12 protein-coding genes are annotated in these 12,806 nt (G+C 72.0%); 1 reads left to right on the top strand and 11 read right to left on the bottom strand.

Annotated elements, in window-relative coordinates; translation table 11 throughout:
- Positions 1-40: 40 nt before the first annotated feature.
- Together dapC and fdxA are read right to left on the bottom strand one after the other, a co-directional pair.
- Positions 41-1,159 (bottom strand): succinyldiaminopimelate transaminase, encoded by a 1,119-nt coding sequence (gene dapC, locus ASD06_RS10000; protein ID WP_056676594.1) that lies wholly within the window; start codon positions 1,157-1,159, stop codon positions 41-43.
- On the bottom strand, positions 1,156-1,485 hold the full coding sequence (gene fdxA, locus ASD06_RS09995; RefSeq protein ID WP_056676592.1) for a ferredoxin: 330 nt from the start codon (positions 1,483-1,485) through the stop codon (positions 1,156-1,158). The genes dapC and fdxA overlap by 4 nt, the downstream gene beginning before the upstream one ends.
- Positions 1,486-1,604: 119 nt before the next feature.
- Here fdxA and ASD06_RS09990 point away from each other — a divergent pair, with 119 nt between their 5' ends.
- Complete coding sequence (locus ASD06_RS09990) at positions 1,605-2,690, top strand: GNAT family N-acetyltransferase (protein WP_056676589.1); 1,086 nt, start codon at positions 1,605-1,607, stop codon at positions 2,688-2,690.
- On the opposite strand, the gene ASD06_RS09985 is transcribed toward ASD06_RS09990, so the two are convergent.
- The 9 genes from ASD06_RS09985 to ASD06_RS09945 all read right to left on the bottom strand — a co-directional run.
- Positions 2,657-4,351, bottom strand: coding sequence for a VanW family protein (locus ASD06_RS09985; protein ID WP_056676586.1), 1,695 nt, complete (start codon positions 4,349-4,351; stop codon positions 2,657-2,659). The genes ASD06_RS09990 and ASD06_RS09985 overlap by 34 nt on opposite strands.
- Positions 4,352-4,361: 10 nt before the next feature.
- The gene (locus ASD06_RS09980) at positions 4,362-4,889 is read right to left on the bottom strand and encodes a flavin reductase family protein (protein WP_200942030.1); all 528 of its coding nucleotides are present in this window, start codon (positions 4,887-4,889) and stop codon (positions 4,362-4,364) included.
- A 9-nt stretch (positions 4,890-4,898) separates the two neighbouring features.
- The gene (locus ASD06_RS09975) at positions 4,899-5,273 is read right to left on the bottom strand and encodes a hypothetical protein (RefSeq protein WP_056676580.1); all 375 of its coding nucleotides are present in this window, start codon (positions 5,271-5,273) and stop codon (positions 4,899-4,901) included.
- Between the two features lie 4 nt (positions 5,274-5,277).
- Positions 5,278-7,248 carry an AAA family ATPase gene (locus tag ASD06_RS09970; protein ID WP_235502297.1) on the bottom strand — a complete coding sequence of 657 codons (1,971 nt, stop codon included), beginning with the start codon at positions 7,246-7,248 and terminating at the stop codon, positions 5,278-5,280.
- A gap of 181 nt (positions 7,249-7,429) precedes the next feature.
- Positions 7,430-8,404 (bottom strand): N-acetyl-1-D-myo-inositol-2-amino-2-deoxy-alpha-D-glucopyranoside deacetylase, encoded by a 975-nt coding sequence (gene mshB, locus ASD06_RS09965; protein ID WP_056676577.1) that lies wholly within the window; start codon positions 8,402-8,404, stop codon positions 7,430-7,432.
- On the bottom strand, positions 8,401-9,423 hold the full coding sequence (locus tag ASD06_RS09960) for an ABC transporter ATP-binding protein (protein ID WP_056676574.1): 1,023 nt from the start codon (positions 9,421-9,423) through the stop codon (positions 8,401-8,403). Before ASD06_RS09960 ends, mshB begins: the two co-directional genes overlap by 4 nt.
- Complete coding sequence (locus ASD06_RS09955) at positions 9,420-10,469, bottom strand: ABC transporter ATP-binding protein (RefSeq protein WP_056676571.1); 1,050 nt, start codon at positions 10,467-10,469, stop codon at positions 9,420-9,422. Before ASD06_RS09955 ends, ASD06_RS09960 begins: the two co-directional genes overlap by 4 nt.
- Positions 10,466-11,455: an ABC transporter permease gene (locus tag ASD06_RS09950; protein ID WP_157371636.1), complete on the bottom strand. Its 990-nt coding sequence runs from the start codon at positions 11,453-11,455 to the stop codon at positions 10,466-10,468. Before ASD06_RS09950 ends, ASD06_RS09955 begins: the two co-directional genes overlap by 4 nt.
- A 139-nt stretch (positions 11,456-11,594) precedes the next feature.
- Positions 11,595-12,806 (bottom strand): ABC transporter substrate-binding protein (locus ASD06_RS09945; RefSeq protein WP_082537940.1); only part of this gene is annotated, 1,212 nt, incomplete at its 5' end.

Here is a 12,806-nt window from a genome sequence, read left to right as displayed (position 1 = left end):
TCCAGGGTGCGGCGACCACCCCCGACGGCGGCTCGCAGCGCTATCTCGACGTCGAGGCGTCGCCACCGGAAAGTCGTTGTGCCGCAGCGGCGATCCGCTCGTCGGATGCCGTGAGCGCCACCCGGACGTGACGTGCGCCACCCGGGCCGTAGAACGTGCCAGGAGCCACCAGGATGCCCGCCCGGGCCAGCCGGTCGACGCTGGTCAGCGCCGGCTCGTCCGCGGTGGCCCAGAGGTACAGACCGGCCTCGGAGTGGTCGATGACGAAGCCGGCCTCGCGCAGCGCGGGCGCCAGGACGTCGCGCCGCCGCCGGTAGCGCTCCTTCTGCTCGGCCACGTGCGCGTCGTCGTCGAGCGCGGCCTTCATGGCCCGCTGCACCGGCCACGGCACGATCATCCCGGCGTGCTTGCGCACCGCCAGCAGACGCTGCACCAAGGCGGGGTCGCCGGCGACGAACGCCGCGCGGTAGCCCGCGAGGTTCGACTGCTTCGACAGCGAGTAGACGCTGAGCAGACCTTCGTGCGAGCCGCCGCAGACCTCGGGGTCGAGGATGCTCGGCACCGGCTGGTCGGCCCACTCGCCCTCCCAGCCGAGCTCGGCGTAGCACTCGTCGCTCGCCACGACGACGCCGCGCGCGCGGGCCCACGCCACGACCTTGGCCAGGTGCGGCGTGCCGAGCACCCGACCCGTGGGGTTGGACGGTGTGTTGAGCCACAGCAGCGACACGCGTGCCGGCCCGAGCTGGGCCGTGCCGTCAGCCGGCAGCGGTGTCGCACCGGCGATGCGCGCACCCACGTCGTAGGTGGGGTAGGCGACCCGCGGGTGCGCGACGACGTCGCCGGCGCCCAGCTCGAGCAGCGTCGGCAGCCAGGCGACGAGCTCCTTGGAGCCGATGGTCGGCAGGACGCCGTCTGGGTCGAGGTCGGGCACGCCGCGTCGCCGGGCGTACCAGGCGGCGACGGCCTCACGCAGGTCGGGCGTCCCCCACGTCTGCGGGTAGCCCGGCGCGTCGGAGGCCTCGCGCAGCGCCTGCTGGACGACGTCGGGCGTCGGGTCGACGGGCGTGCCCACCGACAGGTCGACGATGCCGCCAGGGTGCTCCCTGGCCAGCGCCGCTGCGCCCGCCAGGGAGTCCCAGGGGAAGTCGGGGAGCCTCACCCCTCGGGCGTCGCCTGCGGGGGCAGCGCCGACACGATGGGGTGGTCCTTCGGGATCAGGCCCAGCTTGGCCGCACCGCCGGGCGAGCCGAGGTCGTCGAAGAACTCGACGTTGGCGGTGTAGTAGTCCTTCCACTGCTCGGGGACGTCGTCCTCGTAGTAGATGGCTTCCACCGGGCACACCGGCTCGCACGCACCGCAGTCGACGCACTCGTCGGGGTGGATGTACAGCGACCGCTCGCCCTCGTAGATGCAGTCGACAGGACACTCCTCGATGCAGGCCTTGTCCTTGACGTCGACGCAGGGCTGGGCGATGACGTACGTCACGTGCGGTCCTCCTCGTGCGGACGGCGCTCTGCCGCCTGGGTTCGCTGGCGCGGTGGCGCGACCAGGTCTGCGCCTAGTATCGCGGACACCACCGACTCACGTGCACTGGGAGGGTACTCGTGTCGGCACGACTCGGCCCCCGCATCGGGCCCGACCAGGTGGGCCAGCGCGTCGTGATCCGCCGCGGGCTGGGCCAGGGCCGCTTCGCCGACGTCCTCGGGGAGCTGCTGTCGTGGGACCGCGACGGCGACGGCGTGGCCCGCGTGCTCACCCGGCACGGTGAGGTGTCGGTGCCGCTGGGCCAGGTCGTCGCCGGCAAACCGGTGCCGCCACCGCCCGTGCGCCGCGGCGCGCCCCACCGCGCGATCGGCTGGGAGGGCCTGGAGGACGTCGCGGCCGACGGCTGGCGTCCGGTCGAGCTCGAGTGGCTGGGCGTGCGCGGCCAGGGGTGGCGGCTACGGGCGGCCGAGGGGTTCACCGGGCGCGCCAACTCGGTGCTGCCGCTGGGCGATCCCGGGATACCGCTCGACGCCGCGGTCGACGCCGCCGAGCGCTGGTACGCCGACCGCGGTCTGGGCACGCGCTTCTGCGTGCCCTGGCCGCTGGACGCCCCGGTGCTGGCCGCCGACGAGGCTGGCCAGCGCGCCCGCGACACCACGCTCGACGCGGTGCTGCGCGAGCGCGGCTACGCCCTCGACACCCCCACCCTGGTGCTCACCGCCGCCGTGCGCGACGTCGCCCGCGCGGTGCTGCAGCCCGGTTCGCCCGGCGTCCCGCCCGGCCTGCGCCTCACCGTCGACGACGCACCGGACGACGCCTGGCTGGCCGTGTACCGCTACCGCGGCCAGCCGCTGCCCGAGGTCGCACGGCGGCTGCTGCTGTCGGCGCCCGCCCAGGCCTTCGTGTCGCTGCGCGATGACGACGGCACGGTCGCCGTCGGCCGCGCCGCCTCGTCGCGGGGCTGGACCGGCATCACGGCGATGGAGGTCGTCGAGCCCTACCGCCGCCGTGGGCTCGCTCGGCTGGTGCTCGGTGCGATCGCCGAGTGGGGGCTGGCCCGAGGTGACCGCTCGGCCTACCTGCAGGTCGCCGAGCACAACGCGGCCGCGCGCAGCCTGTACCGCGCGGTCGGCTTCGCCGAGCACCACGGCTACCACTACCGCGTGCGCCCTCAGCCGCAGACGACGTGGTCCTCGGGGATGTAGCGGGTGAAGAACCGCTCCGTGCGCACGTCGCGACCGTCGCGCTTGAACACGCGCGTGACCGTGACGTCGAAGCCGACGCTCGGCGACTGAGCGACGCACTCGCCGTCCGTGTCGCGGATCGTCTTGGGCTGCTTGACGTTCGTGCGCGGGCCCTTGGTGGCTGCGATGTCCCAGACCTTGGTGCCGTAGAACGACACCGTCACCGCGCTGTCGGTCACGCGCGTCTTGATGAGGATGCCGTGGCCGGAGTCGTTGCGGAACTTCTGGTCGACGTTCGGCCACGAGATCGTGGCCTCGCGACCCTCGGGGTAGCGCGAGATGTAGAACGAGTGCGGCTTGTGGGTCACCGTGTCGAGGCCGGCGAAGAACACCGCGTTGAACAGCGTCGTCGACACCTGCGAGATGCCGCCGCCGTAGTCTCGGGTGAGCCGCCCGCCGTTGATCACCGGGGCCTGCTGGTAGCCCTTCTCCTTGGTGCGCTGGCCGAGCGCGGCGTTGAGGCTGAAGGTCTCGCCCGGCTTCACGATGATGCCGTCGAGGGTCTGCGCCGCGAGCCGGATGTTCGCCGTCCGCGGCGGGTTCACCGGGAAGGCCGTGGTGAACGTCGAGACCTGCTCGACGATCCCGAGGGCCTTGAGGTCCGCGCTCGTGACCTCGGGCTGCTGCACCTTCGCCGTGACGGTGGCCGACCGGCTCGGCGCGGTGAGCGCGGGCAGCACGTCGGCCGCGAGCCGTTGGGGGTCGATCCGGACGCCGGCCCGGCTGGCGGTCGTCACCACCCGCCCGTTCTCGACGTCGATCGTGGCGTCGCGGGGGGCCGACTCCAGCCGAGGGTCGAGGTCCAGCAAGGCCTTGCGCAGCGCAGCCCCGTCGACGGCGGCCTCGAGCCGGCCGCTCTTCGCTGCGAGCGACAGCGTCGGCGCGAAGACGGCCACCGGGACGCGCACCGACCGCTCGCCGACGACGACGCTGAGCGGCCCGGACGTCGCCGGCTTCGCGAAATCCTCGAACGCTCGCCGCAGCTCACCCGGTGCCACCGCAGGCTCGTCGAGCCGGGCGGGCAGCCGCACCGGGCCACCGTCGACCCAGTGACGCGCCAGGACGTCAGCGGCAGCGGCGCGGTCGAGGCGGCGGCCCTCCGCGCCCGTCACGAGCTGGGCGCCCCCAGCCGCGAACCGGATGGCGCCGTCGACGCCCTCCTGGTCGAGGCGCTCAGCCAGCGCCTGCGTCGCCGCCGCGAGCGCCGCGTCGTCGCGCGTGGTCACCGGCTCAGCCGGCCCGGCACCGGTCAGGTGCTCCCACAGTCGCGTCGGCCTGAGCGAGAAGCCCACGAGCCGGGCGGCGGTGGCCCGGGCGTCGACACCGAGGCCGGCGTCGTCGGGCACCACCTGCGCCGAGCCCTGCCCGGCCGTCACGGTGAGCGGCCGCGCGGCTCGTTCGCTGAACGCGCGGCTCAGCCGCTGCTGGGTGGTGGTGCGGTCGAGGCCGCCGACGTCGACTCCGGCGACGGTCGTGCCGCGGGCCGTGCGCGTGCCGGCCCAGGCCGCGGTGGCGAGGTAGGTCAGCACCAGCAGCACCGCCAGCGCCAGGCCCGCCGACACCGCCGTCGGGAGCCGGCGCTCGGCGGGAGCGTCGTCCACCTCACGCTCGTCGATCGCCATGGTGGGGGCCCTATCCGAGGTGGGTGTAGCTGCCGCGGTGGTACAGCAGCGGGGCTCGGGGGTCGTCCGGCAGCTCGATCGCCAGCACCTCGCCGACGACGATGGAGTGGTCACCGCCCGGGTGCACCGCCGTCGTACGGCACTCGAGCGTCGAGAGCGACTGGTCGAGCAGCGCGACGCCGGTCGCTCCGCGGTGGTGAGCCACGCGGTCGAGCTGACCGTGCAGCGGGCGGCCTCGGGTCGCGAGCCACTGCGAGGTGACCCGCGCGGTGTCGTCGAGCACGCTGACGCCCCAGACCCCCGCCTCGAGGACGGCGTCGTGGAAGCGCGCGTCCTGCTCGACGCAGATGAGCACGAGCAGCGGGTCGAGCGAGACCGACGTGAAGGCGCTGGCCGTCATGGCGTGGTCGATGCCGTCGACCACGGTGGTGGTCACCGTGACGCCGGTGGCGAAGCGAGCCATGGCGCGGCGGAACCGCGAGACGTCCGAGGGGTCGCTCAGAGCCGGCTGGGGCGACGGCGCGCTGGGTGTGCTCACGCTCCGACCCTAACCGCGCGCCCGCCGGCCGCGCCCACCCGGCGCGGTCAGCCCGGCAGCCAGGACGGCGAACCCGACCACCAGGAACGCGTACCCGCGGGCGTTGGCGGGCACCAGCACGTCACCCTCCGGCCGTCGCAGGGCGGCGGCGAAGGTGACGACCAGCCAGGTCAGCAGCCCGGCAGCGCGGGCGACGGGCCCGACCCCCCACGCCCGCAGCAGCAGGGCCACGGCCGCGGTGAGTCCCACCGCCACGGCGACGCCCACCGGCCAGCGGCGCTCGGTCCACGTCGCCTGGTGCGCGACCACCGCCAGCAGCGCCGCGACGGCGAGCGTCAACACGGTGGTCGCGACGTGCCCGACCGCCCGCCTGCGCTGACCCACGCGGTCAGCGTACGCGCGGCTGCTGCCCGGTGAGGTCGATGACGACGCCGTCGCCGGGTGCGTCCGCGAGCGACACCGCCGGGGCACCGCCTGCGGCGTGGCGAGCCTGCGCGGTGCTGAGCACCTCGGTGATCTGCGGCCCGATGAGCTCGTGGCGCTCCAGCAGCGCGTCGCGCAGCGCCTCGACGAGGTGGCGGTTGCTGCTCATGAGCTCGCGCACCAGGCGCTTCTGCTGCTGCAGCAGGTCCTCGACCATGCGGCGTCCCTCGGAGTCGCCGAGCACGCGCCCCACCAGACCGGAGTCGGTGAGCGAAGAGCCCTGCACGGCGGCGTAGGAGACGAGCGTGTCGACCATCCCGGCGGCACCGACCATCTGGGCCGCCACGTTGGTGGCGTAGACCAGGTCGCCTCCGGGGCCGGTGGAGACGTCGCCGAAGAAGATCTCCTCGGCCACCTGGCCGCCCATCGCCACCTGGATCAGCGCGCGCAGCTCGGCGCGCGAGCGCGTGTAGACGTCCTCGGTGTCACCGTGCGCCAGCAGGCCGAGGGCGTCGCGGCGCTTGACGATGGTGAGCACCTCCAGGCGTCGCTGCGGCGCGACGAGCCAGGCGATGGTGGCGTGGCCCGCCTCGTGCGTGGCGATGAGCCGCTCCTCGTGCGCGGTGTAGCCCACCGGCTGGGCCAGGCCGATCTCGGTGATCATGCGAGCGTGCTCGAGGTCGGCCCACGTCATCGCCGTGCGGCCGGCCTCCAGCGCCCGCACGAGGGCTTCGTCGAGCAGACCCTCGAGCATCGCCGGGCTGTACCCCTGGGTGATCGCGGCCAGGGCGTCGCGGCGCTCCTGGCCGTCCAGCTCGCCGGCGTGGGCCTTGCGCGCGAGGTAGTGGTCGATGATCTGGCGCCGGCCGGACTTGCCCGGCAGGTCGAAGCTCAGGCGCTGGTCGAACCGGCCGGGGCGCAGCAGCGCCGGGTCGAGCCGGTCGGCGGTGTTGGTCGAGGCCAGCAGGAGGATGTTCGCCCAGGGCAGGCCCGGACCCTTCAGCTGGCGGTGGCTCGGCAGCGCGAGGTTGGCCAGGTCGGTGAGCCGCCCACGCAGCTTCTGCCCCGCAGTGGGCTGGTCGAACGACTGCATCTGCACGAGCAGCTCGTTCACCGTCATCTGGCTGTCGCCCGGCCCCTGGAACGCGTGGGTCACCGCGGCTGGTGTGGCCGTGGGAGCGCTGAACGGCAGGCCGGTGAGTCCCCCGCAGCCCACGACCTCGCCACGCAGCGAGGGCGCGGTCGTCATAGCGGCCCCGCTGGTGCCCGGGCGGCGCAACGCGATGGCGTCGAACTCGTCGATGAAGCCGATGGCGCCGCCGTACTGACGCGAGGCCTTGCGCAGCGCCTTGAAGAAGCTGCGGATCTGTCGCTGCGACGCGCCCTGCAGGCTCGACTGGAAGGACGTCGCGCTCGCCATCAGGAACGGGACACCTGCCTCCTTGGCCAGGGCCTTGGCCGTGTGCGTCTTGCCCGTGCCGGGGGCACCTTCGAACAGCACCCCGCGGCGCGGGCGCCCGCCCATCTGCGTGGCGAAGGTGCGGTGGGCGAGGAACAGGTTGAGCGTGCGCACCACCTCGGCCTTGACGACGTCGATACCCACGACGTCGTCGAGCCCGACGTCGAGCTGCTCGGGGCGGATGACCGTGTGGGGCGAGCGGCCGGTGACGAAGGTCGAGGCCAGCACGGCGAAGATGAGCACCAGGAAGAACGCGCCGCTCATGAGGTACAGCGGGTCGACCGCCGGCAGCCGGGGCCAGCCCACGGGGTCGCCCGCGAGCAGCCGCCACCACAGCCACACCGCGACAGCGCCGAGCACCGCAGCAACGCGCAGCAGGCGCTTTTGGCGGGTGCGCTCGCGCGTGCGGGACACGTCGGCACCGCGCAGCGGCGTGCTGCCTGCGACCTGGGCGAGCAGGTTCGAGCTGTCAGCCACGACGAGTCCCTTCATCGCGGGCGCACCGTGCTGCGCCACCGGGGTACTCACCTTCGCGCATCCGCGGCCTCGCCGCGTGCCGGGTCACCCGCTCGGGGCTGCGACACGCACGCAGCGTGACGGAGTGGCGCGATCGGTGACGCTGCGTCCGTGGTGACGCGGCCGCCCGGGCACCACGGACTCAGTCGCGCGGTGCGCCGATGTCGAGGCCGGCGAACAGGTCATCGGCCACCCGCCCGCGCGTGGCGGCTCGCGGCCCACGCACCCGGCGGAAGCCCTCGCGGCCGGTGAGCCGGCGGGCGACGTCGTTCGACAACGCGAACCACGGCGGCTCCACCCGCACCTGCGTGACGTGGCTGCGCAGCGCAGCCACGACGGCGTCGAGGTGCTGCGGCGCCTCGACGACGACGTCGAGCAGGTCGTCAGGGACGACGGCCGGCGGGAACGGGTCGCTGGCGCCCGACGCCGTCATGCCCTCAGGCAGCCGGCCGTCCGCGGCGGCGGCGAGCACCGCTCGGCGCTCGGCATCGGCCCACGACTGCGCCACCTGCACCCAGTGCACCGCCGGCACCATCCACCCCGGCCGCGCGGCGTCGCGCTCGGCCAGCTCGACGGCCCGCATGGTCACCCGGTGCGCCATGACGTGGTCGGGATGGCCGTACCCACCCTGCGGGTCGTACGTCACCACCACCTGCGGGCGCACGTCGCGCAGGACGTCGGCCAGCAAGCCGGCGGCCTCATCGAGGTCGGCGCGCGCGAAGGCTGCGGGGTGCGCGGCCTGGGCGTGGGCGGCGTCGAGGCCGCCAGCGATCCCGGGCTCGAGCCACTCCATGCCCGAGTCGCGCCAGCGACCCCCGCCGAGCACGCGGTGATCACGGACGCCGATCGCCCGCATGGCGGCGGCGAGCTCCGCCGCCCGGTGGTGGGCCAGGGCGGCGTCGTCGCGTCCCTCGAGGTGCTTGAGCTCGCGAGGGATCACCTCCCCCTGCTCGCCCAGCGTGCACGTCACCAGCGTCACCTCGACGCCCTCGGCGACAGCCTGGGCCATGGTGATGCCGGTGGTCAGCGTCTCGTCGTCCGGATGAGCGTGAACGAGGACGAGCCGGCGTCCGGGCAGGTGCCCGAGCGCCGGCTCGCCGTCGAACGCGTAGCTCACCCTGCGACGGACTCCGACTCCATGGCGGTGGCCGGCTTCGCGTCGTGCTCCGGGAAGTGGCAGGCCACCGTGTGGCCGGGCGTCAGCTCGCGCAGCAGAGGCACCTCGGTGGTGCAGCGGTCCTGCGCCTTCCAGCACCGGGTGCGGAACACGCAGCCCGACGGCGGGTCGCTCGGCGAGGGCAGGTCGCCCTGCAGGATGATCCGGTCGCGCGTGCTCTCGGTGTCGGGGTCGGGCACCGGCACCGCGGACATCAGGGCGTTGGTGTACGGGTGCAGCGGGCGACCGTAGAGGTCGTCGGCCGACGCGAACTCCACGAGGTGACCGAGGTACATCACCGCGACGCGGTCGGAGATGTGGCGCACGACCGACAGGTCGTGGGCGATGACGACGTACGACAGGCCGAACTCGTCCTGGATGTCCTCGAGCAGGTTGACGACCTGCGCCTGGATCGAGACGTCGAGAGCCGACACCGGCTCGTCGGCGATGATCAGCTTCGGCCGCAGCGTCACAGCCCGCGCGATGCCGATGCGCTGACGCTGGCCGCCCGAGAACTCGTTCGGGTAGCGGTTGTAGTGCTCCGGGTTGAGCCCCACCCGCTCCATGATGTCCTGCACCGCGGCCTTCACGCCGCCCTGGGGCGTCACACCCTGCACCTGGTAGGGCGCGCCGATGATCGTGCCGACCGTGTGCCGCGGGTTCAAGGAGTTGTACGGGTCCTGGAAGATCATCTGCATCTCACGACGCAGCGGGACCATCTCCTTGCGCGACAGGTGCGTGACGTCGCGCCCGTTGAACTCGATCTTGCCGCCCGTGGGCTGCAGCAGCTTGAGCATGGTGCGGCCGGCCGTGGACTTGCCGCAGCCGCTCTCACCGACGAGTCCCACCGTCTCGCGCTCGCCGACGGTGAGCGTGACGCCGTCGACGGCCTTGACGTCACCGACGTGGCGCTTGAGCAGGCCCTGGCGGATCGGGAAGTACTTCTGAAGATCGGTGACCTTCAGGATGGGGTCGCTCACGCGCCCTCCTTCTCGGTGGTGCCCACGGACAGCAACTTCAACCGCTCGGCCGCGAGGCGGTCCTTCTCGGACGGCGACAGGTGGCAGCGCGCCGAGTGGCCGTCGGCCACCTCGTCCAGCGCGGGCCGCACGGTGTCGCACAGGTTGTCGGGCACGAACTGGTGGTACTCGCAGCGCGGCCGGAACACGCACCCCTGAGGCAGGTTGATGAGCGACGGCGGCTGGCCGGGGATCGGCTCGAGCCGTGCGCCCGCCTGCTGGTCGAGTCGGGGCAGCGAGCTGAGCAGGCCCCAGGTGTACGGCATCTTCGGGCGGTAGAAGATGTCGCGCACCGACCCGCGCTCGACGACCCGGGCGCCGTACATGACCGCGACGTCGTCAGCGGTCTCGGCGACCACGCCGAGGTCGTGGGTGATCAGGATGATCGCGGTGCCGAACTCGTCCTGCAGCGTCCGCAGCAGGTCCATGATCTGCGCCTGCACCGTCACGTCGAGCGCCGTCGTGGGCTCGTCGGCGATGAGCAGGTCGGGGTCGTTGATCAGGGCCATCGCGATCATGACGCGCTGGCGCATACCGCCCGAGAGCTGGTGCGGGTACTCCCCCGCCCGCCGCTCGGCGTTCGGGATGTTGACCTTGTGGAGCAGCTCGATGGCGCGCTTCTGAGCGTCGGACTTGTTGAGGTCTTGGTGCACCTGCACGGCTTCGACCAGCTGGCTACCGATCGTGTAGAAGGGGTGCAGCGAGCTGAGCGGGTCCTGGAAGATCATCGCCATGCGCTTGCCGCGCAGCTCGCGCAGGCGTGACGCGCTGGCGCCGACGATCTCCTCGCCGTCGAGCCGGATCGAGCCGGTGATGTCCGTGCGCCGGGGGTTGTGCAGCCCCATCACGGCGGCGCTCGTGACGCTCTTGCCGGAGCCGGACTCACCGACGATGGCGAGCGTGCGGCCCTTGTCGACGTCGAAGGAGACGCCGTCGACCGCGCGCACGACGCCGTCCTCGGTCTTGAAGGAGACGTGGAGGTCGTCGACCTCGAGGAACGGGCTCATACCAGCCTCACTCTGGGGTCGATGACCGCGTAGAGCAGGTCGACGATCAGGTTGGCGACGATGATGAACGTGGCGGCAAGCAGCACAGTACCCATGATGAGCGGCAGGTCGGACTGCGTGACCGAGTTGAGGGCCAGTGAGCCGAGACCCGGCAGCGCGAAGATCTGCTCGGTGATGACCACACCGCCGAGCAGGGTAGCCAGGTCGAGGCCGGCGGCCGTCACGATCGGCGTCAGGCCCGAGCGCAGGCCGTGCTTGCCGATGACCAGGCGCTCGGACAGTCCCTTGGCCCGCGCGGTGCGGATGTAGTCCTCACCGAGGGTCTCGAGCATCTGGTTGCGCGTCAGCCGGGAGTAGAACGCGGCGTACACCAGGGCCAGCGTGATCCACGGGAGGATGAACGCCTTGACGTAGGCGACCGGGTCGTCGGAGAACGGCGTGTAGCTGGCGTAGTCCATGATGCGGAACTTGAAGAACACGAAGTACTGCAGCACCAGACCGATGAAGAACGTGGGGAACGAGTAGCCGATCAGCGCGCCGCCCATGGCGACGCGGTCCGGCCAGCGGCCGCGCTTGAGGGCCGCGAGAACGCCGATCGACACGCCGCTGATCAACCAGAGCACCAGCGCTCCGATCGACTCTACCGCCGTGACCGGGAGGCGGTTCTTGATGAGCGTCGTAACGCACTCGCCGCGGTTGAACGAATAGCCCAGCGAGGGCGCCTTGCACTCGAACGTCTGGGTGCCGGAGCCGTAGGTGCGGCCAGCGACGATGCCCTTCACGAACTGGCCGTACTGGACGTACAGCGGCTTGTCGTAGCCGAGCCTGATGCGGTTCTGCTCGATCACCTGCGGGCTGCACGACTTGCCGCACGTCAGGGACGCGGGGTCGGCCGGCAGGGCCTGGAAGAGCAGGAAGACGATGACGCTCAGGGCGACGAGCATCAGGATCATCGCGACGACACGCCGGATGATGTAGGTCCCCACGGGAGCCTCCGGTTCTGGGCAGCGGGAAACCGGGCACCGTGGCCCGGTTCGGGGCTCGGGGGCGGGCGGTGTGCACCCGCCCCCGAGCTCGGTCGAACGTGAAGCGGACTGTCAGCTCGCTAGCTCAGCGAGCAGCAGGTCACTTCTTGACGTACAGGTCGCCGTAGCTCCAGGAGCCGTAGGGCGACCACAGGTAGACCTTGCCACCGTCACCGGAGGCCGAGCCGACCTTGGAACCGGAGAGGCGCTGCTCGCGGCCGAAGCGCGTCGGGAGGACCCACGCCTGCTGCATGGCCTCCTTGTTCAGCTCCTTCCACATCTCGCCCTGCTTGGCGCGGTCGGTCTCGCCCTTGGCGGCCTTGGCCTTCTCGTTGAACGCCTTGTCGTCGGCCCGCGAGAGGTTGAAGCCACCCGTGGGGGTGAACAGCTCGGGGATGACGGTCGAGGCGTTCAGCCAGTCCGGGCCCCAGCCGGCAGAGGCGAGAGCCTCTTCCTTCGTCGGGTCCTGGACGATCGAGTAGTACTCACCCGGGGGCAGCGGCGACAGCTTGAGCTTGATGCCGGCCTTGGCCAGCGACGCCTGCAGCGAGGCAGCGGACTTGTCGTTGTCCGGCGTCTTCGCGTACTGGTAGGTGAGCGGCGGCATCGGCTCGCCGGACTCCTGGATCAGCTGCTTGGCGAGGTCCGGGTTGCCCGTGTCGGGCACCTTGCCGCCGTACATGCCGTCCCACATGCCCGACTTCGCGTAGTCGGCGGGCAGGTTGGGCTTGATGACGCCGTCGGCCAGGTCACCGGCGAACGAGCCACCGGCGATGGTGCGCAGGGCCGCGCGGTCAGCGGCGACCAGGATCGCCTGGCGGTGCTTGACGTTCGGCACCTTCTGCGTGTTGATCGCGATGTAGCGCACGTAGGGGTCGAACTCGTTGACGCGACGCGACTCGAAGCGCGGGTCGTTGAAGACGGTCGTCAGCGAGGCGGTGTCGAGCGAGTCGCGCGAGATCGCGGTCTGGTCCTCACCCGCGTCGGCCATCATGCGCTGGTCGATCGTGGTGGACTCGATCGAGAACTTCACGACGATCTTGTCGGGGTACGCCGGGCGGTAGGAGTCGGTCGAGGCGCTCCAGTTCGGGTTGCGCTCGAGGACGAGCTGCTGGCCCTTGGTGTACTCGGTGATCTTGTACGGGCCGTCCGACACGACGGAGGTGTCGTACTTCTCACCGGTGTCCTTGGCCTTCGGCACGGCGGCGAAGGACGACAGCGTCACGGTGTAGTTGAAGTCACCGGCCGGCTGGTTCAGGTGGAAGGTGATCGTCTTGCCGTCCGACGAGCACTCGACGGCCTTGTCGAACGA

The sequence above is a fragment of the Angustibacter sp. Root456 genome (assembly GCF_001426435.1).
In the GTDB taxonomy this organism is placed as follows: domain Bacteria; phylum Actinomycetota; class Actinomycetes; order Actinomycetales; family Angustibacteraceae; genus Angustibacter.
Note: the sequence above shows the minus strand (reverse complement) of the source record. Positions and strands in the feature narration are given on the sequence as shown.